Consider the following 26,430-nt stretch of genomic DNA (forward strand, 5'->3'; position numbering starts at 1 on the left):
ACGGAGCCGACCGGAATCCGCAACGCAGTGGCTCATGGATATGCGCACATTGGTGGGTGAAAACTTCGCTCGGTTGCGAAAGGCGAAAGGTCTTACGCAAGAGGAAGTCGAAGCGCGTTCTGGCTTCAGCCAGCAGTATCTGAGCGGTCTCGAGCGCGGCAAACGCAATCCGACAGTCATAACCGTCTATGAGCTGGCTGAGGCTATCGGCGTCAATTATCTGGAGCTGCTGACGCCGTATCCTAAGGACGGCATCCGCGAGTAACGCTCGGGTGGTGAACGCATTTGGCCGACGACTCCCTGTGCCCTGTGTAGCGGAGATCATCAGTATTCCTCCGGCAGCATAACCGTCATAACGCGGATCGTGACAGCCGGATCGGCCGGGTTCGGCGACAGGTTGCTCAGAGACCTGTCATAGCAATCGATTTTGAAGAACAGCTGCCGCTCGCCGACATGCAGGAGGGCACAATCGTGTTCGCCCCATGGATCGTTGTCGGCATCAAAGGCATCGAAGCTGGCGATCGCCAGCAGGATAGCGGCAATCTCGCTGGCAGGTAAGGCAGCGACACCGGCGGTCATCACCATTCTCCCGCCGACGCCGGTCTTCCGCAGTTGGTCGTTGAGGGTTCGAATGCGTGTCTTCTTATCGGTCACAGCAGGCCGATCGACGCGCTCTGTTGAGCAAGTCATGATTTGATTCCTCTAGGTGGATGTTGCTGGAAGGGTGACGGGCCAGGACGAGCCCCAGCCCGTCGCGAGGCCAACTTACTTCTTCGCCAGTTGCCGGGGGTGGATCAGGCCGAGCTGGTAGTAGCTGCGGTCGATCTGCGGCGCGTCTGGGTAGTCCCTGAACCTCAGGCTGAAGATGCCCTTCGCCTTAACCTTCATGATCCGGGCTTCGAAATATCCCTCGTCGGGGCCTTCCGATGCCAGCACCATGTCGCCGACCGCCAGCTTGCCCCACAGGTCGTTCGAGCCGCCGTCGCCTGAGCCGCCGCCTTGCTCATCGTCGCCATGGCGCGCCACGGCCTCAGGCGAGGCCGCTGAAGCGTTTTCGCCGGTTTCACTGGCCTTGCCGCCACCCGGCCCGCCCTCGGGCTCGTCAGCGATGCCTGCTAGGGCCGCGATGCGCTGGTAGGTTTCTCCCTTGACGAACGGCACGAACGCCTTGCCGCTGTCGAACAGCTTGCCAGCGGGAAGGCGCATAACGATCTCGGGTGCTTCGCCGGGCTCGATGCGAAGTGAGTGCATCCCCATCATATTGGCAGCACTTTCTGCCGCCTCCACGTCAGGCAGCAGGAAGACCGAGGCATGGGGTTTCCGGGCGTCGTCTCTGCCAAAAACAATGAGCGAGCGCGTGGTCTCTGAGGCGACACTCATTGTCTTGCCCCCAGATATGACAAAGGGGCCCAGAGGCCCCCTTGTGCGAGTTCAGTTGGCTGTCGGCACAGGGTGCCGGGTCGGTCTGTCATAGGCATATTCGAGCTCCTGTTAGGTTCTGGCCTAGCTTCATCAACCGACGAAGCTCACCGCAATTAGCGTATAGGAATTTTTTCCTATTGTCAAGACACTGAGTAAAATCAGCTACTTACTTCCAGCAACTTGGTCGTCGAGGATGGGGTTCGCGACGATTCTTAACGACAAGGCAATGCCTCGCTTTTTGTGGCGGCATGTCGCGCTCGACCACCAACTGTCGGAATCTAGCTCAATGCGGTGCGCAATTCTGATCAGGCGGGCATCGAATTGTAACCCGATGAGCGGCCTGGACGGTGGCACCTACCGTGCAAAACGGTCAGATTCAGATTTTGCCAAAACCTTCCAGTAAAATCGTGTTCTGGCTGATTCCTCCTGATTCCACATGACTTTGAATTTGCTCACTAATTCCATCTGTCAGTTTTTACACGCAGATTTTCTTGCATCGCAAATCAGTTTTTCTTAGTAAATTGCACCCCACAGTCGCTGAAGAAACGTGGGGCAAAAGGGAGTGAGCCTCATGTTTAAGACACCTTCGATCCCCGACAGCATTCGCCGCTTGAAGCCTCCACTGAATTTCGTCAACCCACTACAGATCGGAATAGACGGCCCGAACCTGTTTGGCACGGAAACACTGTGCGGAGATTGGGACGGGGATCTATTGCTGTTGGCGCAAGATTTCGCGCCCGCCGACGAAGTGCGAGCGGTTCTGAAAAAGCATGGCTCGGAAGGCGCGTGGCGTCACAATGACGGAGATGGCCGTTATGGGATCGGAATGATCACCAACGAAAACATTTGCAATCATCTTGGAAGCATCGGCAGGAACATTGACCTGTCAGGCAGAAAATCGTTCGACAGCGGTGTGCTTTACGGCAACGCCTCATTTTTCCTCAAGGAAGGGAATGTCCCCCCCACCAAGGGGGTCAGGGCGTCGGCCCCGGTGTTTCAGTTCGTCACGGACAATATGCGGAACCTGAAGGTTGTAGCTTGTCTCGGAAAGCCTGCTTTCGAGGGTGTGATGGGCTGGCTGAGCAGTTCCGCCGACTGGCGAACGCATATGAACACCCGGAAGCCGGTTAGGTACGGTCAACTGTCGGTCTTTGCGCTCGCTCATCCCGGACAACTTGGGATCAACGGCCGCCTACCGAGTGCTATCTATTCAGAGCGACTTGCGGCCATCGCGGCTGATTGGAGAGCCGTGGGCAAGGCCCTAAACTGAACGTTGCAACCTCAGCACAAGGTGATTCATGTCTGACACTGCGTTTGCCCATCGATATCTTGACGAGGAATTTCTGACGGCGCTTGACGATCTGGCTAGGTCAGCTTCAGGGAATTGGTGGCGTGACGTATTACTCCGGCCAGATGTCGTTATAGCTGTTCGTCGCAATTCAATTAATGTCTACAACCATGGCGCTTCGATCTTTAAGATCGATTGGAACGGCAGAACGATTTTATTATCCACTCACGCCAAATATCTCGTTAGGCAAGAGCAACAATATATCCCACTCACTGAATCGGGGTTTGAGATTACTACGGATAGGCTTTTTTGGCGAACCTATGAAGGACCCAAAACGCTCGATTCGATGATAAAGGCAGCAAAGACGCTTGCGGGGTGGGAAAAGACAGCGTTGCACCCCATGCTGATTAGCGATCCAAGGGTAATCGATGCCGAAATTGCGTTAGTGCGCCCGACAGAAGCCGAGAAAGAGGAAGAAGAGGACGAGAAGATCCTAGCCCCTCCCGCGACAAGGCGACAGGATCGGTTGGATGCCGCCGTGGTTCGTAGTTCGACGGAAGGCCCCGCTATCGCCTTTTATGAGGCGAAGCATTTCTCGAATGGGGATTTGCGAGCGCTCGGGGACGGTCCACCGGCTGTGCTTGCGCAGATAACAGCTTACGAAAAGGCGTTGTCTACCTACGCCCCATCACTGGCCGCAGGATATGTCAACGTTGCAAAGGCATTGGTGAAGCTGTCCACCATGCGGCAACATGTGACAGGAGATGGTCTCAACGGGCAACTCGATCCGTTGGTGTTGAGCATCGCGGAGAGCTCATCACCTCCAATAATCGACTGCAAGCCAAGGCTCCTGATCTTGGGGTTCGACAAGGCTCAGCGCGACGATAGAGGTTGGCAGGCCCATCTGGCCAAACTGACGTCGGCGAAGGAACTCGGGCCTAGGCGAGTGCAGGCCGTTGGCCGGGCCAACAGCAAGACGCGGTTCTCCTAAACTAGGCTTGCTTAGCCTTTTGCTCGCCTCTGGTTTTAATGCTGTCATAACTGTCTAGGATGCGCTCGGGTTCAACCCAGAGCTCACTAAGCGCTGTGCTGTGTGCCATCGGGCGGTTCGAGCGCACCCATAAAGGAGCAGAGGTCGTGGCCTGCAGCCGGTTTAGCCGCGAACAAGTCCTATAATTTGCAATCGACTTGCTGCTTAGCGCCCGTCTCGAGCGTTCCCTTCCAAAGGCAGTCCGGATGGGTTGGCCTTGTCACTCGCACCACCACGTCGCCGGGATCGACCCGATACACCCCCTTCTCAACACTCGTTACCGTTTCACCGTTTATCTCGGTTACATAGTCTACCGGCGGCACTGGCTCGACAACCACGATGATACTGGGAAACCGATCAAGGGAAGCGTAAATTAGCTCTGGCTCAAGAGCTTTCGATATCGCTTCGAATTGCCCGGAATCCTCCCAAGCGAATGTGTATTCGCCGGTCGACCACTTTGCAGTAACGCCATGGGGCTTGGCCACGACGTAACCTGCGTCCGTTATAGCCAACGCAATTTTGTCAGCGGCTTCGTGGTTCAAGCCCGCTGAAATTGCTTTAGTGCTAAATCCCTCAGCAGCAGCTTTTAGCGCGGCCTTTTGGGCAGATGGAGTGACGATTTCCCCTCTCCCCTTCGCCCATTCCGCGATCAACCTGTCGTAGTCGACTTCCTGCGACTGTGCCGCGAACGGGGTGGCGACCGCGATGGCAATGACCATTGCTCTGAGGGCTTTCATCTGCATCATGATCACTCAGCCTCTCTGACGCGTTGAATTGCGACCAAAGCCACAAGCACCGCGAGCAGAACGATTCCGATCATAAAAAAATTGAAACTCCAACCGTAACGGTATTGAAGAAACGGAGCGTCAATTTTCTCCCAGCACTCGTTGAACCAAAGATTCGCGATTCCAGCCTTCCACCAGAGTCCATACAAGACGGCCTGTGCCAAGCTGATCATCGACCCTGCGAGAATGGCGCTTATCCATGGCGTTGGTCGCAATGTTCCTTGGAGCCCTAGCAAAAGCCCTGCCCCCAAGCCAATCATGGCCGTTGCCAACGTCAGTCCAAGTTGAATAATGCTATCAAGAAATTCTACAGTTTTCTGATATGGGTCGCTCAATGCCGACGTATCGCACACTCCTATGTGCGTTTCGGGCATCCAAAAATAGGCTCTTGCTGAAACAATCCCTGCCACGGCTGCAACAACGCCGATCCCAACCCATTTTTTGCTCATTTCCCCTCCCGGTCCGCATCATCTGTCGACGAAGAGCCGTCCAAGAACGATTAACCCATTTGCTTGGATCAGTCGATTCTATCACCAAAATCAGCGTCTACTCTTGCCGCGAATAAGGAAACATTATTCCGGCGAAGGTAATCCCCACCATCAGCCTTTATTCCACGCCTGAGAAGGTAGTTTAGCGATCAAAGCACAGCCGGAGCCGCGCCTTGGCCTCACTTAGCCGCCGATTGGCGGTTTGACCCGCAAGCACAGGAACTCGACATTGCCCTACACGAGTGCTACACAAGCAGCTCGCAGTCGACCTGCCTCGCCTCTGATTTTGTTATCTTTTCTCTGCGTTTTGCCCATTCCGCCTCTGGGCACCAATTTCAATCTCACGCTCGTCATCGCGGCAGTCTCGACCGTGCTTACGCTGGTCTCGCTGGTCCTGATGAGCACGATCGAGGTCGCGCGGCAGCGCAGTGGCCAAGGTCGCCTTGCGTGAGGGTTTGCGCCGAGGAAGCAGCGCGCCCGAGCAGTTCAACATTGGGCGATAGCGCGGCCTGGGCGCCAAACATCATTCTTGGGAGATAGAGTTGACCGAAAGACGGATACTGGTCGGGCGTGCTTTCATGTTCGCACAGTTTCACTCCGCAGATTACTTGGCGTGACCGCTTCGAAATCAGGCGAAGGAAAGATGTGATTGCGCATGCAAGGCAATCCGGAACGACCTTTGGCGGTATCGTCAATCGCGTCGAGGAACTCGGCTATAAGGCTATTCCAACGGTTTCGGCTGTTGCGCCGCCTGGCGGCCTTGTGGATTACGACTTCTACGTTGAGATACGCGCCGCGCTGATAGCCCAGGCTCGCCAGGAAATATATGACGCGATCGCGCTTGAGCTGCACGGCGCCATGGCGACGACCGGCCACAGGACGACTTGAGGGACTGGCCGGTAGGTTTAATTTGGTGGTCGTTCTCATGCGCCTTAGCCCGTCCTTCCCTGTGGTTTGTGTGCATCAACGCCGGTGATTCGGGAAAATCACCGCCGTTTGGATTCGAACCACGGAAGACAGAACTGGCAATCCCTCTCGCCGGTCAGGTGTAGAGCGTCGATGTGCAGTCGCATTGCGCACCAGGATATCGCGCACAGCGGCCTTGGTGGCTTGCCGTGAACCATGCGGACTTGCCGCCACGCTCGACCAGACCGATAACGGCGCGCTTCGGCTTCATCTTGCGCTTCAATCGCGCCTGGCCCTTGCGCTGAGGTGAAGGTAATCGCGGTCCACGCGCCCGATGCCAGGTTTCGTCGGCCTACGATCTTGCCTTCGCCACCAAGCGGCCCAGAAGACTTAATGTCTCCCGCCATCGCTTCTCGAATGCCGTGAACCATGAACCAAGCGATTTTGTTGGTGACGCCGAGCATACGGCGCGGTTGGTGCTCGGAGATGCCTTTCTTGGACGACGCGTAGAGCTGCGAAGGCCAGAGAATGGCAGGCGCCATGTGTTGCACTTCTGGAAGCCGGGCGAGTAGACCTGCGGTGAAGCTTGGTTATGCGATCTGGATTGGCATTGCCGCAATGTGAGCAATAACGGACCACGCGGCCAATGAATGGCCTCCAAAGGCTCGCGAGCCTTCTCGGCGGCGTGGTAAATTCGGTTGGTCATGGTCGAACCTTGCGAGATAACTAGAGGCCATCGCGATCGACGGGCAAACGGTCTTGCACACGCATACCTGCGGGCGGTGCGTTGTAAGCGCTAGCATCCACTCGATTCTTCCTGGAATTCCGGCTAGCTTGGCGACAAATGGCTCAGTTCTGGTCGGTGGATCACAATCAAACCGCCCGTCAACAGATTGATGGGCAGCACCTTTGGTCCCCCAAGACCGAGGGTAATGGCGCGCGAAGTGAGTTCCACAACAAATATGGGCCGGGGACGCGTGGCGACCAATCAATTGGCCACATGGGCAGCAGAGCGGAATTCGCCTTCCCCGCTCCGAACCGATGGAATTCGCAGACACCGGAACTTTTTGGAATCAAGAGGGATGATTTCTGCCGATCTTTTGGATACCACATTCCCCTTCGATCCCTCTCAAAACGACAACAGGGGTCTCGGCCCGCTCTCGCAAGGCGATATTCGCCAATCCAAGTTTCGGACCCAGACAATCGGAAGGCCTGTCTGACCGGCATCCCACGGAAGTAATACAGATTGAAAATGGCGGCCTCCTATTTCAAAGCCACGATGGTTTCGAAGCCGGCCCGTCGCTCACGGTCCTCAAGGCGAGAATTCTAAGAGACGTTCACCAATGACCCAGCACGCAGAAAACGCTCGAATTCTCATGTACAGCCACGACACGTTCGGGCTCGGCCACCTGCAGCGCTGCCGGACTATCGCGCATTCGCTGGTCGAGGAATTCCGGGGACTTCAGGTACTTATCATTTCGGGTGCGACCATCGCTGGCGCCTTCGACTACCGTGCCCGTGTCGACTTCGTGAAGATCCCCAGCGTCATCAAATTGCGCAACGGCGAATACACCTCGCTGGAAAAGGATATCGATCTGCATGAGACGCTGAGGCTGCGCCAGTCGATCATCCGCCACACAGCCGAGACCTTCCGGCCGGACATCTTCATCGTCGACAAGGAACCGCTCGGCCTGCGCGGTGAGATAGAGGATACTCTGTCCTATCTCAAGACGCGCGGCACCACGCTGGTGCTTGGCCTGCGCGAGGTGATGGATGCGCCGCACCTTCTCGAGGCAGAGTGGGCGCGCAGGGATGTGATGCGCAAGATAGGCCTGTTCTACGACAAGGTCTGGGTCTACGGCCCGCCCGATTTCTACGATCCGCTGACCGGCCTGGATGTGCCGCCGGCTGTCAGGGCAAAGATGAGTTTCGTTGGTTTCCTGCAACGGAGCCTGCAGCGGAACGAGTTGCCCGGCCACCGGCCCGACGGCGACTATATCCTGGTTACCACCGGTGGCGGCGGCGATGGTGCCGAATTGATTCACGACGTCTTCGATGCCTATCAGCAGGATCCTCAACTGCAGCACAGGGCCCTGATTGTACTTGGGCCCTACATGCCGGCACGCAAGCGCAACAAGCTGCTCAAGAAGGGGTCCAAGATCCCCTACATCAAGATGATCGAGTTCGACAACCGTATGGAAGACCTGATTGCAGGCGCCAAGGCGGTAGTTGCCATGGGTGGTTACAACACCTATTGCGAGATATTATCTTTCGACAAGCCGGCGCTGATCGTGCCGCGGATTGAGCCCCGCCAGGAACAACTGATTCGCGCTCGGCGCGCAGCGGAACTCGGGCTGATCGAGCTGCTTCTGCCGGATGAAGCCAAGGACTCCCAGCGATTCGCCGATGCACTAGTGGCTCTGCCAGACCGGTCCCGCCCCTCACAGAGTAACCCGCATCTGACGCTGGAAGGACTGCCTCACATTTCCGAGATTGTCGCGTCATTGCTCGACCGGCGGGCCGGCCATCACCTTTCGGTCGTTGAAGGAACCAACTGACTTGCAACGTCGCAAGATCGTCGTGGTCCTGAAGGGCTATCCGCGGCTGTCGGAAACTTTTATCGCGCAGGAACTGCTCGGTCTGGAACGCGCAGGGTTCGATTTGATTCTCGTCGCGCTCAGGCGCCCCACCGACGCAAAACGGCACCCCGTGCATGACGAGATCAAAGCGCCCGTCCACTACCTGCCGGAATATCTGCACGACGAGCCGCTACGCGTGCTTCGCTCGTTGTTTGCCTATTTGCCGCGGCCGAGCTTCTGGCGCGCGCTCGGATCGCTGGCCGCCGATATGCTCCGCGACTTTACGCGCAATCGTGCACGTCGCTTCGGGCAAGCGCTGGTGCTGGCGGCCGAATGGCCGGAAGACGCGGGATGGTTGCATGCGCATTTCGTGCACACACCGGCATCGGTGACGCGCTATGCCAGCCAGCTTCGTAGCCTGCCCTGGAGCTGCTCAGCCCATGCCAAGGACATCTGGACTTCGGCGGACTGGGATTTGGCTGGCAAACTTTCCTCGGCCCGCTGGACAGTCACCTGCACGAAAACCGGCTTCGATCGTCTGAAAAAACTCGCCAACGGCAACTCGTCTGTGCATCTGAGCTATCATGGGCTCGACCTTCATCGCTTCGGCAGTTTCGGCGACGCGCGAAAACAGCATGACGGCTCGGAGCCGGCCGGAGCGGTTGTCGTACTGAGTGTCGGTCGCGCCGTCGAAAAGAAAGGTTACGATACCTTGCTGGAAGCCCTTGCCCTCTTGCCGGGCGATTTGGCCTGGCGTTTCGAGCATATCGGCGACGGCGAGGAACTGGAACGGCTCAAGGCGATGGCGCAAAAGCTCGGACTGGACGATCGCGTCGCCTGGAAAGGCGCGCTTGCGCAGGAGCAGGTGCTTGAGCACTACCGCTGCGCCGACATCTTCGCCCTGGCCTGCAGGATCACGGCAAATGGCGACCGGGACGGCTTGCCAAATGTTCTCGTGGAGGCAGCTAGCCAGCGGCTTGCCTGCGTGTCCACCGATGTTTCTGGTGTGCCGGAGCTTATATCGCCCGATGAAACCGGGCTTCTGGTACCGACAAATAGCCCAATCGCACTGGCACAGGCGCTGGAGCGCCTGATCCGGGATCCCGTGCTGCGCGCCCGCCTGGGCGATGCCGCAGAGCGGCACGTGCGCGGCAATTTTGATCATATGGCCAGCATTGGACAGCTGACGGAACTGTTCGAGCGCGAGTGGCGGGCCGTCGATTGAAGCAGCTGCGCGCCTTCCTCTATGTTCAGCACCTGCTCGGTATCGGGCATCTCGCACGGACCAGCCACATTGCGGCGGCTCTGGTCGATGACGGGTTTGACGTAACGATCGTGACCGGCGGACCTCCGGTCGCTGGGTTTCCGGGACTGGGGGTAAAACTTGTAACCCTGCCGCCTGTCACCTCCGGTGATGAAAGATTTTCCGGACTTGTCGACCTGCAGGGCATACCCATAGACGTGGATTTCAAGAAACGCCGTTCAGAGATGCTGCTCCAGGCATTCCGGGATTGCAGGCCTGATGTCGTGATTGTCGAGGCGTTTCCATTTGGACGCCGGCAGATGCGATTCGAACTCTTGCCGCTGATCGAGGCTATCAACGCGTCGTCGCCCAGACCGCTGCTGGCGACGTCCATTCGTGATATCCTTCAGGAGCGCGTCAAGCCGGGCCGAAACCAGGAAACGCTTGATCTGGTCAATAGGCATTTCGATCTTATTATGGTCCACGGCGACCCGGCTTTTGCAACCCTCGACAAGACATTTCCACTGGCCGGGGCGATCAAGACCGAGGTCACCTACACGGGGCTCGTTGCCGGGCCACCATCGCCCGCCGCCTCCGAGCGCTTCGACGTTCTGGTGTCAGTTGGCGGCGGGGCTGCCGGAAACAGCCTTGTAAGCTCCACCATCGAAGCTGCGCGGAATGCCAGGAACGGTTGGAAATGGTGTTTGATCACCGGCCCAAACCTGCCGAAAGACCAGTTTGACGCGATTGCACACGACGTCCCGCCGGGCCTGTCCATCTTCCGGTTCCGCAAGGATTTCGCCAGCCTGCTGACGGGTGCCCGCCTGTCAGTCTCGCAGGCGGGTTACAACACGGTCTGCGATGTCCTGCGCGCGGGATGTCGCTCCCTGCTCGCCCCATTTGCAGCCGGCGGTGAAACAGAACAAACGGTTCGCGCCCTGCTGCTCGAAGAACTCGGCCTTGCAACGGTTGTGATGGAAAGGGACCTGACGCCTGAAGGTTTGGCGAAAGCGATCGAAGCCGCGCTTGTGGCACCTGGACCATCCGCCCATCGTCTCAACCTGGACGGCGCCCGTCACTCGGCGCAAATCCTGCGCGACCGGCATCGAACATGGTCCCTAAGACAGGGGCTTCGTCTCAACAAAAGCTCATGATCGAACGGACGACAAATCCCAACGCCGTTCAGGTTTCGCGGAAAACGCAGAACAGCTCTACCTCTTTGTCTTGACGCAAGTCCGGACAGAGAGCCGCTCACATTTTCCTGGATTTGCTCTGACGCGCGTCGCTTCTGGTGAGCTTCGTGCGACGCGCTCCACGGCGTGTTTTATGGATCGAAAACCGCTAGGCGGTTGGGCGAAAGCTAGACCGTTCCAATCAGCATGAAGCGCGTATAATTTTTGGTGGGCAGCTCGCCGGAGAACCGCACCTCCCGCAGCGCCGCCATTGCTTCGAAGGCTGCCAACGAAGCCACGCAGTTGACGTGCGTTGGCTCGCTGAAATAATCGTTCGATTGCAGCAGAACAGTCGTCCCCTGCGGAAGCAGAGCAAGCCAGGCGGGCAGATCGGCTATGTGTTCGCAGCTCGTATTGACGGTCAGGTCGGGACGCCCGGCCGCATAGTCGAGTGCGTACATATCTGCCGTCAGGGCCCGGAACCGGTCGCCGGCATCCCGGTTTAACGTCTGGGCGACAGGCGCGACTTCGGGATCGATGTCGATGCTATCAACCGCTGCGATGTCGAAGCGGGCATCGTTGAAAAACATTGCCGACAACACGCCATACCAACCACCCAGAACCCATATTCGCCCGAAGCGCCCGCCGCTGTTTTCGAACAGCCTATCGAGCGCCCACATCTTGCAGGCGACCTGTTTGTGGTTGAAGGCGTTGCCTATATCGGCGTTCGGATGCTGGGCGATGACGCGCGCCAGCCCTGCCACGAGAGGACGGTCGGCATAGGCCGCAATTCCGCGCGTGAGGTCCAAGGCTTGCTCGCGCCAGTCCATGCCGGCATTGCGTGGTTGCGTGACATCCATCATATTCGTCTTGTATGGTGGGAGTTCGGGCGACACAACGCAATCTTGCCCCCCGCAAGGCCGTTTTGATCCGGGGATTTGATTATGCTGTTAGCCGCTTCGCCATTGCCCGGTGCCGGAGAGAGCCGACTGCATCTGTCGGGACAATCGGCGTCTTTCGTGCACTGCATGTTCGAGCTTGTCATCGGCGACGAAGAAATTGCCGATACGCCATGCGCCGGTAGCCGCTTCTTCATCCCCCATCCTTCCAACTGAAGGCTCCACGGCCGCATATGGAACCCAGTCTCGCCCGCTATATCTGGACGCACACCAAAAAGCAGCAGCTTTGGATATTGATGATCGTCGTGCTTTCGATGGTCCCGTATTTCATGTCCTTCGACCTGCCGAAGCTCATCGTCAACGGCCCAATTCAAGGTAAGGGCTTCGAGCAAGTGGGCGCGACCCAGCCATTCATGAGGCTGCATTATAGCCTGCCGTTCCTTGGCGACGTCCTGTTCTTCTCCGGTTTTCAGCTCGGCCGCAAGGCGACGCTGTTTGCCCTGAGCCTTGTGTTTCTCCTCCTGGTCGTCATCAACGGCCTATTTAAACTCTACATCAACACCTACAAGGGCCGTCTCGGCGAACGCATGCTGCGGCGTATCCGCTTCGATCTGGTCGATCGTGTGCTGCGGTTTCCGCCGGTTTATTTCAAGCGGGTGAAATCCGCCGAAGTGGCGACCATGGTGAAGGACGAGGTGGAGCCGCTGGGCGGCTTTATCGGCGATGCCTTCCTGCAGCCGGTACTGCTCGGCGGTCAGGCGCTGACGGCCATGCTCTTCATCATGGTCCAGAACGTCTGGCTCGGACTGATAGCGGTCGTGATCGTGACGATCCAGATCGTGCTCATCCCGCGAATGCGGCGGCGGCTGATCGTGCTCGGGCGCCAACGGCAATTGACGGCGCGCGCACTTTCGGGCCGGGTTGGCGAGATCGTCGACGGTATCGGCGCGGTTCACGTCCACGACACATCAAACTATGAGCGTGCCGATATAGCTGCCCGGCTCGGGCTCATATTCAAGATCCGCTTCGATCTTTACCAATGGAAATTCATGGTAAAGTTCCTCAATAATTTTCTCGCACAGCTCACGCCCTTTCTGTTCTACATGATCGGCGGCTACCTAGCCATTGAGGGTCGGCTGGACGTCGGCCAACTCGTAGCCGTGATCGGCGCCTACAAGGATCTGCCGGGACCGATGAAGGAACTGATCGACTGGGATCAGGATCGGCAAGATGTCCAGGTCAAATATCAGCAGGTCGTTGAACAGTTCACCGTGGAGGGTCTCATTGAGCCTAGAATTGGGGCGTTGGCGATCGACGATCCCGATCCGATGACCAAACCCCTGTCGGCGATCGGTCTGTCCATAGCAGACGATGGCGGTGCGATGCTTCTCAACCGTGTCTCCCTCCAGGTCAAGCCGGGTGAGACGGTGGCGCTGGTCAGCACCGCAACAGGCGGAGCCGAAGCGCTTGCAGAAGCCTTCGCGCGGCTCAACTGGCCCGACAGCGGAAGGATCGCTTCGGGTTCCGACGACCTGCTTGAACTCCCCGAAGCAGTTACCGGACGGCGCATGTCGTATGCCTCGTCGGATGTTTTCCTGTTCCAGGCAAGCCTCCGCGATAACTTGCTCTACGGATTGAAGCATGCGCCGATGACACCGGTGACTTATGACGGTGCCGCGGCAGACCAGCACCGCTGGGACATGGAAGAGGCGCACCGGTCGGGCAATCCAGATCTTGATATCCGCAGCGACTGGATCAACTATGCTTCCGCCGGGGCCACCGGCCCGCACGACCTATTTGAAGCCGTGCGCCGGGTGCTCGACGCGGTTGTTCTGTCGCGCGACATTCTGGATCTTGGCTTGCGCTCGTCGGCCGACCTCAAACGTCACACGGAACTTGCCAGGCGGATCGTCGAACTGCGAGCGGCGTTGCGAACCCGGCTTGAACAGGAAGGGCTGAGCGGACTGGTGGTTCCCTTCGAACCGGGCGCCTACAACAAGGAAGCGACCATCGGCCAGAACCTGCTCTTCGGCGCTGCGGCCGGCCCGGAACTGGCGGACAGGGCGCTGGCGGCCAACCCCTATTTTTCTTCTGTGCTGAATCAAGCCGGCCTCGACCGCACGCTCTACGAAATGGGCATGGAAATCGCCGAACAGGCGATCGAGCTCTTTGCCGACCTGCCAGCCGATCACCAGTTTTTCCAGCAGCTCGCCTTCATGAGCGCCGAGGAGATACCGGCCTACGAAACCTTGCTGCAACGACTCAAGAACCGTCCCTACGAGGCGGTTTCGGAGACCGACCGCGCCATGATCGTCAGCTTGAGCTTTGCCTATATCGAGCCCCGGCACCGCTTCGGCCTGCTGAGCGATGAACTGATGAGCAAGATCGTCACTGCCCGCAACCGGTTCTATGAAAACCTGCCGACCGAGCTGCATAGCGCGATCGAACGGTATGATCCGGGCAAATACATCGCCGCGGCTACTGTCATGGACAATGTGCTGTTCGGGCGTGTGGGCAACAACCACCCCGACGCGCCGGACCGCATACGCTCAATCCTCTATGACATTCTTGACGAGCTGGGGCTTTATGGCGAACTTCTCAATGTCGGCCTGGATTTCAACGTCGGGGCCGGCGGCAGGCGGCTGACCGGTGGACAGCGACAGAAGCTCGACGTTGCCCGAGCCCTGCTCAAGCGTCCCGATTTTCTCATTCTCAACCGGCCGCTATCGGCGCTCGATCAACGCATGCAAGATAGGGTGTTGCGAAACGTGCTCGAGGAAGCCAGGCGCGACGGCCATTCGCCAGCAATTGTGTGGGTCGTGACGAATCCGTCAATGGCGATGATGTTCGATCGCGTCATCGTCTTCGACTCGGGTGAATTGGTGGAAGACGGAACACACGAGACACTTTTGGCAGGCAACGGTGTCTTCAAGGAACTGGTGTCGTAGAGGGACGTCGCGGATGCGGAACCAATTCCATCTGGGCGCGTGTTGCTCTAGTCTGGCAAACGCTAATTTTGAGGTTTGCGACAATGCTGCTCAAGGATGAAGTTGGAATGCTGCAACGCGTTCCCTTGTTTTCTGGCATCGAGTTGACAAAGCTCAAACTGCTTGCGTTCACATCCGATCGCGTGAGCTACGGCGCGGGCCAGATTCTGTTCCGGCAGGGCGACGAGGGAGATGCCGCCTATGTCATCCTTTCAGGCAGGGCAGAGATTCTGGTCGATTCCGACAGAGGGCCGATAAAAGTAGCCGAAATGGTGCCAAATTCAATTGTTGGCGAGATCGCCATACTTTGCAACAGCTCGCGCACTGCCACCGTCAGAGCGGCAAGTCAGCTGGAAGCCTTGAGAATCCGAAAGGATCATTTCCTGAGGCTCATGAAGGAGTCCCCCGAAATGACCATTGAGATATTGCGGGTTCTTGCCGATCGCCTAAGCCACACCACCGCCGATCTGATCGATGCACGAAGTGCCAAATAGCGAATGAACCGCGGTCGATGCTTCCCGTAATCATAGCGCGGGCCTCTTGCTGAAAAGGTCACTGGGAAAACCGGTCTGGCCTCGTTCCGGGCGGAAAGCGGTTCACACTTTTCCTGAATTTGCTCTAGCGGCAGTTGTTTGGCTACGATGAGCGACGGGAACTGCGAAGGGGCTACCATGGACGACGACGTTTTCCTGGTCAGGTTTTGGGGGGTGCGCGGCAGCATCCCGGTATCGGGGCCAGAATTCTCTCGCCATGGCGGCAACACAAGCTGCATTGAGATGCGCTGTGGCAAGCATACGCTTCTGTTCGACGCGGGCTCTGGCATGCGGCCTGCCGGCGGGGCGCTTCGGACGTTGGGCGTGACCGATTTCGACCTACTTTTCACCCATTGCCACTACGATCACATTATCGGGCTGCCGTTCTTTGCGCCGATCTACGACCGGAGCGTCACGGTTACGCTTTGGTCCGGGCATCTTGCAGGGCGCATGACGACGCGGCAAATGGTCGATGCTTTCATGCGGCCGCCTTGGTTTCCAGTGAAGCTGGAGGTCTGCAAGGCAAGCCTCGACTACCGCGACTTCGTGTCCGGAGACGTGCTTCGGCCGCGCGAAGGGGTGGTGATCCGGACGGGCAGTCTTGTTCACCCAGGCGGCTGCATCGGCTACCGGGTCGAATGGGGCGGCCGCGTCGTGTCGGTGATCACAGACACTGAGCATGAGCCCGACAAACTCGATCGCACGGTGCTCGGCCTGATCGAAGATGCCGACCTCGTCATCTACGACTGCACCTACACCGATGAGGAAATGGAACGCCGCCGCGGTAACGGGCACTCGACATGGCAACAGGGGGTCAAACTCTGTGGGGCGGCCGGTGCGCGAGGGCTTGCGCTGTTTCACCACGATGCGACACGCACCGACGAGGAACTGGATGAGATCGAGAAACTGGCCAAAGACAGGTTTGCTGGCGCTTTTGCCGCGCGGGATGGGCTGACCCTCGAATTTCCAGTCTCGTTGCACAAAGAGCGCTGAGCTATTTTCCTCTGCCTGCGCAGCGCCCGATCAATGTCCTGATTGGAACCCATGCGCAGGTTTCGATTTGTGCAGTGACTGTGAACAGCCGTTCAAGGAAACCCCACGCCGATTCATCATGTACGAGATGATGGGTGAGCAGGCCGACCGGTTCGTCGTCCGCATGCTGCAAGTGCGCGATGATTGCCTGGACCAATAGGCCGTGATCGCGACAGCCCCGCGTGCCATGCCAATCCATGATGTCGACATTGCTGTTGATGACCGCCAGTGGAGCCGGCTTCGGCGGCCCGAAGACCGACAACGCCGCAAATCCTATTGATCCAAGGTCGGATACGAGGTCGGCGTCGATCCTGTTCCAGGGGGGCACGAGCATCGGGACGGCGCGCGCGCCGTGCAGGTCCGTTAAGTGCGACAGCCCGCCAGCCAATTCATCGAGGACGGCCTCGCGTGGCCGATGCGCGCCGAGTTCCTGCTTTTTCTGGCCTTCGGGCGCATGATTTCGATGCGCCCAGCCATGGATGGCGACTGTGGCATGCGGCGCCTCGTCGAGCCGGGCGACAAGCTTCTCATCCGTGAAAGCCGGAATGACGGCCAGAGTGGCAGGAACCGCGAATTCACCGGTGAGGTCGAGCAGCCGATCAAGTGCAGGCATCGGATCCACGGCATCATCGTCGCGCAGCCAGAACTCTGACTTACGACCCGCCCCTTGCCGGCCCGCCAGTTCTTCAACCAAGGGCTGCCAGATCCGATCGGAAGATCTCATGAAGCCGAGACCTTCGAAAGAAGTTCGGCCAGATGCGCCGCTGCAACGTCGAGGGAACGTTCTTCAAGGATGAAACGTCTGGCTTCTTCAGCCATGATGGTTCTCTCGTCTTTACGGGCCAAAAGCCTTTCAATGGCAGAAGCGAAGGCCGCCACATCGTGCGGCGGGGTGAGAAATCCGGTCTGGCCATCTCGTACAACTTCCGGCACGCCGGCGATGTCCTGAGCCACCACCGGAAGGCCGGCGGCCTGTGCTTCAAGATAGGCAACGCCATAGGCCTCCCCGTAACCCGGCCAGACGTAAATTCCTCCACCATAGAGGACATCCGGCACGGCGGCTGGGTCAATCGCGCCAAGCCATTCGATACGCTCGGCGGCAAAGCCGGCGAATAGCGCCTTGACGTCCTCACGGGCAGGCCCGTCGCCGACGACCGACATGGTCCAGGGCAGGTGGCCGATCTGACCGAGCGCTTGCGCCAGCATGCGATAGCTTTCGACTTTGTCACCCGGTCGCATCATGGCAACAGCAACGAGGCGCGTTGGGCAACCTCGTGCCGGCATTTCATGGAAGACCGATGTGTCGATGAAGGGTGACAGCATATGAAGAGCGACCTGGGGTATCGCATCTGCCAATCCCTGACGATCCCTTTGCGTGAAGCAGATGTTCAGCGCCGCCTGTTCGACGGCTTGGACCACCAACGCTTGCGTATCAGCCCACAAACCGGCATTGCGTCGCCTCGAATAGGAAGCTTCCGCTGTCACATATGGGACATCAAAGGTCGACGCCAACTCGGGCCCGATCAGGTCGGGCGCCTTGTAATAGGTATGATAGCAGAACCATAGATCGGGCTTGCCGTCACGGTCCCAAAGGCGGGCCAGCCGCGCGGCTTCCTCTCGGGCCTCTATCTTGAGCGCATCGAAACTTTTCGGCTCCGGTTCGCGTAGATAGAAGCGCAATTCGGATGCCAGTTCGACGCTGTGTCCTCCATGCTCCAGCGCCTTGACCAGCATGCGTGCCATCTGGCGGTCGCCGGAGGCAACGGAATGATTGGGTGACTTCAGCGGCGCGTAGAAGGCAATTCGCATTGTGCGACCCTATCATCGGAAAGCATGCGCAAGTCAATTTCGAAGCATCATCGACTGCACCTTCAAGCAGCGGAATGTGCTATCTGATGCTCATGGAGACAGCTGCCGCCTCGGACCCGTTTGTCGCTTCTCTGCCGGTCTTCGCAAAGTTCGAAAGCGTGGCCGACATCGACAACTATCGGCCTCTGCCCGATGGGTGGGCGCTGGCAACAGCCGACATTGTCGGCTCGACCAAGGCGATCGAGACGGGACGCTATAAAACGGTCAATATGGCCGGCGCCAGTGTCATTTCGGCCCTGCTCAATGCGCTAGGTCGGCAAGATCTTCCCTTTGTCTTCGGCGGCGACGGGGCGCTCGTGGCCTTTCCCGGCTCGGCGATGGAGCCCACCCGCAAGGCGCTGGCGGCTGTCCAGAGATGGGTGGCGGACGAACTGGACCTAACCCTGCGTGCCGCAATCGTGCCGATATCGGATATTCGAGCGCAAGGCCTCGACGTTCGCGTGGCAAGGTTCCAAGCATCAGATGCCGTCTTTTATGCCATGTTCGCCGGCGGCGGTGGCAGTTGGGCGGAAGCCGAGATGAAAGCGGGGCGCTACCGCATCGATCCTGCTGCGGCCGGCGCACGGCCGGATCTGACCGGCCTGTCCTGCCGCTGGAACCCTATCGAAACCCGGCACGGCGAAATCGTCTCGATCATAGCCACACCGGGCTCGTCGCGCGACCTGCGCGGTTTTCAGTTTCTGGCGTCCGACATCATTGCCCTTGCCGCCAGGCAGGAACGCGGTGGCCACCCCGTGCCGGTGAACGGGCCGGGTTACAGCTTGCTGCCCGCCGGCCTCGATATCGAGGCGCGGGCGACGGCGCCGGCAGGACTGCGGTGGCTGTCGAAGTCGTGGATAGTGTTCCTGATGGCGCTTACGGCCGTCACCGACAGATATGGCTGGACGATCGGCAGTTTCGATCCAAAGATCTATAAACGCGAAGTGGCCAGCAATTCGGATTTCCGGAAATTCGACGACGGCCTGAAGATGACCATCGACGTTGACGCTGATGTGTTGCAACGGATCGAGAAGCGGCTCAAACAGGCGGAAGAGGCGGGCATCTGCAACTATGGCCTGCACCGCCAGAAATCGGCCTTGATGACATGCCTCGTCGCCTCGCCGCTGCACCGCGATCACGTTCATTTCATAGATGGTGCCGCCGGCGGCTATGCAATGGCGGCCGCAAACCTGAAGGCAAAGTTGCCGGTCTGATGACGGCTTGCGAGAATCCATTTTCCCAAATATGCCTCGGCCATGGTTCCTGGGACTGGTAAGCCGCGCCTGGCAGCGGCCAGCCTGTCCCAATTAACGGGGAAGCAGATTTTGGGCGCTTCACGATCGGCATATGACCGTCTGTTGAACCGTATCTCGACGCACGCCGCGCAAGTCGGCGTGATCGGATTGGGCTATGTCGGGTTGCCGCTGGCAATTGCGGTCGCACGCGCCGGCTTCCCGGTTTTCGGCTTCGACATCGAAGCCCAGAAGGTCGAGAGTCTGAACAACGGCCAATCCTACATCGAGGCGGTGACGTCGACAGCCCTTGCCGGCCACGTGGCGAGTGGACGGTTCCGCGCCACGGCGGATTTTGCCGAACTGTCAGGCTGCGATATCATCATCATCTGCGTTCCGACACCGCTGACGAAAAACCGTGAGCCGGACCTGTCCTTTGTCAGGAACACAACTGGCGTCATCGCAAAGCATCTGCGTCTCGGTCACCTCGTCGTGCTGGAATCTACCACCTATCCCGGCACCACCGACGATGTGATCAAGCCCATACTGGAAGAAACCGGCTTGCAGTCGAAGATAGACTTCTTTCTCGGCTTCTCGCCCGAACGCGAGGATCCCGGCAACCGCAACTTTGAAGTCGCGACGATCCCCAAGGTCGTGGCAGGTGACGGCATTGACGCGGCGACGCTCGTCAAGGCTTTCTACCAATTGGTGGTCAAAACCGTCGTTCCGGTTTCCAGCACGGCGACCGCCGAGGCAGTCAAGCTGACGGAAAACATCTTCCGCTCAGTCAACATAGCCCTCGTCAACGAATTAAAGGTCGTGCTCGGCGCCATGGGTATCGACATCTGGGAGGTGGTCGAGGCGGCCAAGAGCAAGCCCTTCGGCTACATGCCTTTTTATCCTGGCCCCGGATTGGGCGGGCACTGCGTTCCAATCGATCCCTTCTACCTGACGTGGAAGGCGCGCGAATACGAACTGCCGACCCGCTTCATCGAGCTAGCGGCAGAGATCAACACTGCCATGCCGCGTCACGTGGTCGATGAACTTGCCAAAGCGCTGGACCGGCGCCGCGGCAAGGCGCTCAGCCGCTCGCGCATTCTCATCATCGGGCTCGCCTACAAGAAGAATGTGCCCGACATCCGCGAAAGCCCCTCATTGCGACTCATTGAACTCATCGAGGAACGCGGCGGCAAGGCGGAATTTCACGATCCGCACGTTCCCGAGATCCCTACCACACGGGAGCATATGGCCATCAGGGGGCGCCGCTCGCTCGAGTTGACCGAGGCGGCGTTGAAGGATTTCGATGCTGTCGTCGTTGCAACCGACCATGACGCGATCGACTATCAGGCAATCGCTGATCACGCCATTCTGATCGTCGACACACGCAATGTTTTTGGCCGTCTCGGGCTGCTCCGAGAGACGGTGGTGAAGGCCTGACGGCGCCCCAGCCGGCCACTTTCGCCCGATGTCAGGATCGTGATTTCACTCCGGCCGCAGCTTCGCCACATAACGCAGGGCATGAATGCAGTTAAGCCTGTTCCTTGGTTGCAAGGACAGTCATTCGGAAGTTTCCTTTCGCCGTCGCGGCCGCACCCAACCGTTGACTTCGGGGTATCTTTGGGTCGCTGGCGGACTGTGTTATGGCGGATCGAAGGATAATGGTTCCGTCTTCGACGGGTTTCGAGGTGGCATGAGCACGACGCGAGCAGAAATTTCCACAATTCTCATGGATAAGGTTGCCGACTGGCTTACTCAGTCGGCGTTGGCGGGCGACGAGCTGGAAACATTGGTAAAGGGGTTTTGCGAGCGGCTGGCTGCTGCCGGCCTGCCGCTGAAGCGGGTGCATTTGAGCTTTTCGATGCTTCATCCGCTTTATGACGCGCTTGGCTTCACCTGGCTCCGCGGCCAAGGCATGGAAGTGGAAGGCTTCCGCAAAAAGGACGGCGTTCATTCCGACAGGTTCCTGACCAGCCCCTACTACCATCTGCTCAGCAACAAGCTCGACCATCTGCGGCGTCGGCTCGACCCGTCGGTCCCCTCGGAGTTTCCTGTTTTCGATGAACTCAGGCTGATGGGCGTGACCGATTACATGGCTTTCGTCCACCCCTTCAACGGCAATACCAGTCAGGGAATGATCGGCTCCTGGTCCACCGACAGTGCTTCAGGTTTCAGCGACAGCATGATTTCGGCGCTGCTGCGTATCCAAAACCATCTCGCCATCGCAACCAAGATGGCGGTGCTCACGAAGCTGGCCGACAACATGATGACCACTTATCTCGGCGGCGACGCCGGCAGACGCGTGCTGGACGGCCAGATCAAGCGCGGCGAGGGCGACACAATCCGGGCCGCACTGGTCATGGCCGATATGCGCGGGTCGACACGGCTTGCCGAAACCTCCGGCCGCGAAATCTACATCGATACGCTGAACCAGTTTTTCGACGCCATTGCTGCACCTTTCAATCGCAAGGGCGGGCAGATCATGAGTTTCATAGGTGATGGCTTCATTGCCGTCTACCCTTGCGAAAGGCATCGCTCGCAGTCCGAGATCGCCTGCCAGTCTGCTCTGGCGGCAGCGCACAAGGCCACTGCGCGCATGATCGATCTCAATCTGCGGAGAAAGGAAAAGGGGTTGCCCGATATAAAATTTGGCATCGGCCTGCATGTCGGCAACGTGATGTTCGGCAATGTCGGGCTTACCGATCGGCTCACCTTCTCTGTGTTTGGCTCGGCTGTAAACGAGGTCCAGCGTCTCCAGACCCTGACCAAGAAATATCCGCACCGCGTTCTCGCCAGCAAGGAGTTCGCCAGCTATTGCGGCGCCAACAGCTGGCTGACGCTCGGCACCGAGGAATTGGCGGGGCTCAAGCAGAAGCTGACGGTGCTTTCACCCGATCTGTCGGGCGCTCTCGCACTCGATGAAGATGGTGCGCTGGAGCCGATTTACGACCGGAGATCGGAGGCCGAGCAGGTCATGCTGCTTCATCGCGATGCAGCACGGCTGTCGCCGGGCGACCCCAGGAAGCTCCAGTAGCCCGCCTCAATCTGATCCGAATGCCTTTGGTATGCTGTCCTGTCGCCGGATAGCGCCACTGGCGCCCGTTTCGAATCCAAGTTGCTCTAGGCTGGCAATGCGCTAGTCTCGCTTTCTGGGTCTGCCGCCCGGCAGGGTCGGCAGCAGTAGGGCTGGGGTGAAAATGAATTCGGGCGTTGATCTACTGCGGATCGAGGATGTTGGCATCTCTTTTGCCATCATCGGGGGACCGTTGCATGCCGTCAGGCGCGCAAATCTTCGCGTCCTGCCCGGCAAGGTGACCGCGCTTGTGGGCGAGTCCGGTTCCGGGAAATCGGTTCTCAGCCAGGCAGTGATGGGCATTTTGCCGAAGACAGCCCATGTTCGCGGCCGTATCCTGTTTTCGGATCCTGAAAAGCCCGGCACGACGCAGGATATCCTGCAGATGCCGCGCGATGGACCCGAGATCCGGGCGCTGAGAGGCAGCCGCATCGGCAAGATCTTTCAGGAGCCGATGACATCGCTGTCGCCGCTGCACACGATCGGCAACCAGGTCAGCGAATCCCTGCAGATTCATACGCCCATGGCTCGGGCAGAGCGCAAAGCGCGGACCGAGGAAATGCTCAGCCTCGTCGGCTTTCCTAATCCCAAGCGCGCCTATGACATGTATCCTTTTGAACTTTCAGGAGGATTGCGTCAGCGCGCCATGATCGCCATGGCGCTTATCTGCCGGCCCGCCCTGTTGATCGCCGACGAACCGACGACTGCGTTGGACGTCACCATCCAGGCGCAAATCTTGCAATTGCTGCGCGAGCTGCAGAGCAAGCTGAATATGGCGATGCTGCTGATCACCCACGATCTCGGCGTGGTCGCCAATGTCGCCGACGAGGTGGTCGTCATCTACCATGGCGAGATCATGGAAGCGGGACCTGTCGAGGCGATATTCCGCCGGCCAGGTCACCCTTACCTGAAGGGCCTGATGGCAGCTGTTCCGCATTTCGACCTGAAACCTGGCGAACGGCTAAAGGCGCTTCGCGAGGTGCCGGTGAATGTCGAGAACCTGCTCGGCAAGCAGACGGCGCCGGGATCGAAAGGGGCGGACGACATCCTGCTCTCGGTCAGGGATCTGGAAAAGGTCTACACCACCCGCAAGTCCGGATGGTTCGGCGGGAATCAGCAAACCTCTATTCGCGCCGTGGACGGCGTGAGCTTCGATATCAGGCGGGGCGAGTGCCTGGGTCTGGTCGGCGAAAGCGGCTGCGGCAAAACCACTGTCAGCAAGATCCTCATGCGGGCTGTCACCCCCAGCGGTGGCTCTGTGATCTTCAATGGCCGCGATGGGCCGATCGACGTCTTGGAAGGCGAGAGAGAGGCCCTGCGCCTGCTGCGCGCGAAGATCCAGATGGTTTTTCAGGATCCGGTTTCGTCGCTTTCGCCTCGCATGACGGTGGAAAACATCCTGAGCGAACCGCTGGAAATCCATCAACGTGGCAATGCCGCGTCCCGGCTCGCCACGGTCAAGAGCCTGATGCAGGCAATCGGGCTCGATCCGCGCTTCATCAAGCGGTATCCGCACAGTTTCTCCGGCGGGCAACGTCAGCGTATCGGCATCGCGCGCGCGCTGGCCCTGGGACCCGAACTCCTGATCTGCGACGAGCCGGTTTCGGCGCTCGACGTCTCTGTCCAGGCGCAGATCCTGAACCTCCTCAAGGACCTGCAGAAGGAACTGGGCCTGACCTACCTGTTCATATCCCACAACCTGGCTGTGGTGGACTATATGGCGGATCGCATCGCGGTGATGTGCGGCGGGCGTATCGTCGAGCTTGCGCCGCGCGAAATTCTGCTCAGGAAACCGATCCACCCCTACACGCGCTCGCTGGTCGCCGCAGTACCTTTCCCCGATCTCGACAGGCCGATGGATTTCAAGACGCTGAAGCTCAGCGGCGCTTCCGACAGCAGCGCATGGGGACCGCAATTCCGTGACGAGGGCAACGAGGATGTGCTGTCGCCGCTCGATCTTGGCGGCGGCCACCTCGTGCTGGCCCGACGTTCGGCCAATGTCAGCGAGTTACGCCCTTGATCAGCCGGCGCACCGTCCTTGGGCTCATAGCTTCGGCATTTCTGCCGGGCACGGTGCGCGCAGGCGATCTGGAGCCGGAATTTCTTCAGCCGCTGTTGAAGGCCAGGGCACTGCCGGTCCTCGCCGAACGCTTGCCCAAGAACCCGCGCGCGATAAATCTCGCTGCGATGGGCCGGCAGCCCGGCCAATATGGCGGCACGCTGCGCACCATCATCGGCAGCCAGAAAGATATTCGGCTGATGACGATCTATGGGTATTCTCGCCTGGTCGGGTATGATGAAAAGCTCAATTTGCAACCCGACATTCTCGAGCGCTTCGACGTTGCGGATGATCGGGTCTTCACGTTCAAGATACGGGAAGGGCATAAATGGTCCGACGGTAGCCTGCTGACGTCGGAGGATTTTCGCTATTGCTGGGAAGATGTCTGGCTGAACGATGAGCTTTCGCAAGGCGGGCTCGCCCCCGCCCTGATGGCGGACGGCAAGCCGCCACGTTTCGAGATCGTCGATCCGTTGACGGTCCGCTATAGTTGGGATGCGCCCAATCCCGACTTCCTGCCTAAGCTCGCTGCCGCTTCGCCGCTATCGCTTGTCCTGCCGGCCGCCTATCTCAAGCAGTTCCACAAGAAGTACCAGGATCCATTCCGGCTCGCCGGCCTGATGAAGGAGAACCGGGCCCAGAAATGGACGCTCCTGCATATCCGCATGTCGCGGCAATACCGCCCGGAGAATCCGGAGTTGCCGACGCTCGATCCCTGGCAGAACCGCACCAAGCCGCCGGCCGAGCAGTTCGTCTTCGAGCGGAACCCTTTCTTTCATCGAACAGACGAAAATGGCAGGCAACTGCCCTATGTCGACCGGATCGTTATGAATGTCAGCTCCTCGGCGATCATTTCCGCCAAGACCGGTGCGGGCGAGAGCGACTTGCAATGCATGGGAATTGACTTCAGCGATTACTCCTTCCTGAAGGATGCCGAAAAGCGTTACCCGGTGAAGATGCACCTTTGGAAACGCACACAGGGTTCGCGGCTGGCGCTGTTGCCCAATCTGAATTGCTCCGACAAGGTGTGGCGCGGCCTTTTTCGTGACGTGCGCGTGCGCCGCGCACTTTCGCTCGCTGTGGACAGGCGCGAGATCAATTTGGCCGTGTTCTACGGGTTGGCGCAGGAAAGTGCCGATACGGTGCTGCCGGAGAGCCCTCTCTATCGGCCGGAATTCGCGAAAGCCTGGATCGCCCATGATCCCGACCAGGCCAATGCCCTGCTCGACGAGGTCGGGCTTAAGACGCGTGACGATGACGGGCTGCGGATACTTCCCGACGGACGCTCGGCGCAAATCATCGTGGAAACGGCCGGCGAAAGCACACTGGAAACCGACGCGCTCGAACTCATCACCGATCACTGGCGCAAGATCGGCATTGCTTTGTTCATCCGAACTTCACAGCGCGACATCTTCCGCAGCCGCGCACTTGGCGGACAGATAATGATGTCGATGTGGTCGGGCATCGACAATGGCGTGCCGACCGCCGACATGAACCCGAACCAGTTGGCCCCCACCATCGACGACCAGCTCCAATGGCCGCTCTGGGGTGCTCACTATTTGTCTCATGGCACGATGGGAGAGGCGCCCGATCTTCCTGAAGTGGTCGAGTTGATGGCTTTGCTCAAGCGGTGGAACGCATCGACCGGAGCCACCGAGCGCGCCGAAATCTGGAATTCGATGCTGTCGATTTACACCGATCAGGTGTTTTCGATCGGCACTGTGAACGGAACGCATCAGCCGGTACTTGTATCCTCGCGGCTGCGCAATCTGCCTGACAAGGCACTCTACGGCTATGACCCGACCGCCTATTTCGGTGTCTATATGCTGGATACATTCTGGCTTGGAGAGTCCTGAG

Annotated in this window: 22 protein-coding genes and 1 pseudogene; 15 read left to right on the top strand and 8 right to left on the bottom strand. The window is 58.9% G+C overall.

Annotated features, from left to right (window positions below; all coding sequences use genetic code 11):
- Positions 1–34: 34 nt before the first annotated feature.
- Positions 35–265, top strand: coding sequence for a helix-turn-helix transcriptional regulator (locus X739_RS144540; protein WP_023795339.1), 231 nt, complete (start codon positions 35–37; stop codon positions 263–265).
- A gap of 59 nt (positions 266–324) precedes the next feature.
- On the opposite strand, the gene X739_RS144535 is transcribed toward X739_RS144540, so the two are convergent.
- Positions 325–579: a DUF3768 domain-containing protein gene (locus X739_RS144535; RefSeq protein WP_245273914.1), complete on the bottom strand. Its 255-nt coding sequence runs from the start codon at positions 577–579 to the stop codon at positions 325–327.
- A gap of 186 nt (positions 580–765) precedes the next feature.
- The gene (locus X739_RS0134920; protein ID WP_032924355.1) at positions 766–1,380 is read right to left on the bottom strand and encodes a hypothetical protein; all 615 of its coding nucleotides are present in this window, start codon (positions 1,378–1,380) and stop codon (positions 766–768) included.
- A gap of 613 nt (positions 1,381–1,993) precedes the next feature.
- On the opposite strand from X739_RS0134920, the gene X739_RS144530 reads away from it, so the two are divergent.
- Together X739_RS144530 and X739_RS0134925 are read left to right on the top strand one after the other, a co-directional pair.
- The gene (locus tag X739_RS144530; protein ID WP_156939909.1) at positions 1,994–2,692 is read left to right on the top strand and encodes a hypothetical protein; all 699 of its coding nucleotides are present in this window, start codon (positions 1,994–1,996) and stop codon (positions 2,690–2,692) included.
- A gap of 28 nt (positions 2,693–2,720) precedes the next feature.
- Positions 2,721–3,701, top strand: a complete 981-nt coding sequence (locus X739_RS0134925; protein WP_031252187.1) for a hypothetical protein — start codon at positions 2,721–2,723, stop codon at positions 3,699–3,701.
- 179 nt (positions 3,702–3,880) lie between these two features.
- Here X739_RS0134925 and X739_RS144525 read toward each other — a convergent pair whose 3' ends face one another.
- Together X739_RS144525 and X739_RS144520 are read right to left on the bottom strand one after the other, a co-directional pair.
- Positions 3,881–4,486 carry a hypothetical protein gene (locus X739_RS144525; RefSeq protein ID WP_023795344.1) on the bottom strand — a complete coding sequence of 202 codons (606 nt, stop codon included), beginning with the start codon at positions 4,484–4,486 and terminating at the stop codon, positions 3,881–3,883.
- A gap of 2 nt (positions 4,487–4,488) precedes the next feature.
- On the bottom strand, positions 4,489–4,974 hold the full coding sequence (locus X739_RS144520) for a hypothetical protein (RefSeq protein WP_023795345.1): 486 nt from the start codon (positions 4,972–4,974) through the stop codon (positions 4,489–4,491).
- A gap of 609 nt (positions 4,975–5,583) precedes the next feature.
- On the opposite strand from X739_RS144520, the gene X739_RS144515 reads away from it, so the two are divergent.
- Complete coding sequence (locus tag X739_RS144515) at positions 5,584–5,901, top strand: M81 family metallopeptidase (protein WP_084056413.1); 318 nt, start codon at positions 5,584–5,586, stop codon at positions 5,899–5,901.
- Between the two features lie 422 nt (positions 5,902–6,323).
- On the opposite strand, the pseudogene X739_RS1000000170665 reads toward X739_RS144515, so the two are convergent.
- A pseudogene (locus tag X739_RS1000000170665) lies at positions 6,324–6,437 on the bottom strand (IS1595 family transposase); the annotation flags it as partial.
- An 825-nt stretch (positions 6,438–7,262) separates the two neighbouring features.
- On the opposite strand from X739_RS1000000170665, the gene X739_RS144510 reads away from it, so the two are divergent.
- From X739_RS144510 to X739_RS144500, 3 genes are read left to right on the top strand one after another with little or no spacing between them, the layout of a single operon-like run.
- Positions 7,263–8,477: a glycosyltransferase family protein gene (locus X739_RS144510; protein ID WP_023782143.1), complete on the top strand. Its 1,215-nt coding sequence runs from the start codon at positions 7,263–7,265 to the stop codon at positions 8,475–8,477.
- Position 8,478: 1 nt separating this feature from the next.
- A complete protein-coding gene (locus X739_RS144505; protein WP_023770938.1) occupies positions 8,479–9,723 on the top strand; it encodes a glycosyltransferase in 1,245 nt (414 codons plus the stop codon).
- Positions 9,720–10,895, top strand: a complete 1,176-nt coding sequence (locus X739_RS144500; protein ID WP_023782144.1) for a glycosyltransferase — start codon at positions 9,720–9,722, stop codon at positions 10,893–10,895. Before X739_RS144505 ends, X739_RS144500 begins: the two co-directional genes overlap by 4 nt.
- 206 nt (positions 10,896–11,101) lie before the next feature.
- Here X739_RS144500 and X739_RS144495 read toward each other — a convergent pair whose 3' ends face one another.
- Positions 11,102–11,773, bottom strand: a complete 672-nt coding sequence (locus X739_RS144495; RefSeq protein WP_031240451.1) for a class I SAM-dependent methyltransferase — start codon at positions 11,771–11,773, stop codon at positions 11,102–11,104.
- 272 nt (positions 11,774–12,045) lie between these two features.
- On the opposite strand from X739_RS144495, the gene X739_RS144490 reads away from it, so the two are divergent.
- The 3 genes from X739_RS144490 (at position 12,046) to X739_RS144480 (ending at position 16,325) form a co-directional block, all read left to right on the top strand.
- Positions 12,046–14,760, top strand: a complete 2,715-nt coding sequence (locus X739_RS144490) for an ABC transporter ATP-binding protein (RefSeq protein WP_023795348.1) — start codon at positions 12,046–12,048, stop codon at positions 14,758–14,760.
- Between the two features lie 83 nt (positions 14,761–14,843).
- On the top strand, positions 14,844–15,293 hold the full coding sequence (locus X739_RS144485; protein ID WP_023770941.1) for a cyclic nucleotide-binding domain-containing protein: 450 nt from the start codon (positions 14,844–14,846) through the stop codon (positions 15,291–15,293).
- A 177-nt stretch (positions 15,294–15,470) separates the two neighbouring features.
- A complete protein-coding gene (locus X739_RS144480; RefSeq protein ID WP_023795349.1) occupies positions 15,471–16,325 on the top strand; it encodes an MBL fold metallo-hydrolase in 855 nt (284 codons plus the stop codon).
- 1 nt (position 16,326) lies between these two features.
- On the opposite strand, the gene X739_RS144475 is transcribed toward X739_RS144480, so the two are convergent.
- Both X739_RS144475 and X739_RS144470 read right to left on the bottom strand, forming a co-directional pair.
- Positions 16,327–17,088 carry a polysaccharide deacetylase family protein gene (locus X739_RS144475; protein ID WP_023795350.1) on the bottom strand — a complete coding sequence of 254 codons (762 nt, stop codon included), beginning with the start codon at positions 17,086–17,088 and terminating at the stop codon, positions 16,327–16,329.
- Positions 17,085–18,173, bottom strand: a complete 1,089-nt coding sequence (locus X739_RS144470; protein WP_023795351.1) for a glycosyltransferase family 4 protein — start codon at positions 18,171–18,173, stop codon at positions 17,085–17,087. Before X739_RS144470 ends, X739_RS144475 begins: the two co-directional genes overlap by 4 nt.
- Before the next feature lie 92 nt (positions 18,174–18,265).
- On the opposite strand from X739_RS144470, the gene X739_RS144465 reads away from it, so the two are divergent.
- From X739_RS144465 to X739_RS144445, 5 genes are all read left to right on the top strand, one after another.
- Positions 18,266–19,426 (top strand): DUF3095 domain-containing protein, encoded by a 1,161-nt coding sequence (locus X739_RS144465; protein WP_023782151.1) that lies wholly within the window; start codon positions 18,266–18,268, stop codon positions 19,424–19,426.
- A gap of 111 nt (positions 19,427–19,537) precedes the next feature.
- Positions 19,538–20,881: a nucleotide sugar dehydrogenase gene (locus X739_RS144460; RefSeq protein ID WP_023795352.1), complete on the top strand. Its 1,344-nt coding sequence runs from the start codon at positions 19,538–19,540 to the stop codon at positions 20,879–20,881.
- 253 nt (positions 20,882–21,134) lie between these two features.
- The gene (locus tag X739_RS144455) at positions 21,135–22,475 is read left to right on the top strand and encodes an adenylate/guanylate cyclase domain-containing protein (protein ID WP_023770947.1); all 1,341 of its coding nucleotides are present in this window, start codon (positions 21,135–21,137) and stop codon (positions 22,473–22,475) included.
- A 163-nt stretch (positions 22,476–22,638) separates the two neighbouring features.
- The gene (locus tag X739_RS144450; RefSeq protein WP_023770948.1) at positions 22,639–24,534 is read left to right on the top strand and encodes an ABC transporter ATP-binding protein; all 1,896 of its coding nucleotides are present in this window, start codon (positions 22,639–22,641) and stop codon (positions 24,532–24,534) included.
- Positions 24,531–26,429, top strand: coding sequence for an ABC transporter substrate-binding protein (locus X739_RS144445; protein WP_023795353.1), 1,899 nt, complete (start codon positions 24,531–24,533; stop codon positions 26,427–26,429). Before X739_RS144450 ends, X739_RS144445 begins: the two co-directional genes overlap by 4 nt.
- Position 26,430: the final 1 nt, after the last annotated feature.

It is taken from the genome of Mesorhizobium sp. LNHC209A00, assembly GCF_000502915.1.
GTDB lineage: Bacteria > Pseudomonadota > Alphaproteobacteria > Rhizobiales > Rhizobiaceae > Mesorhizobium.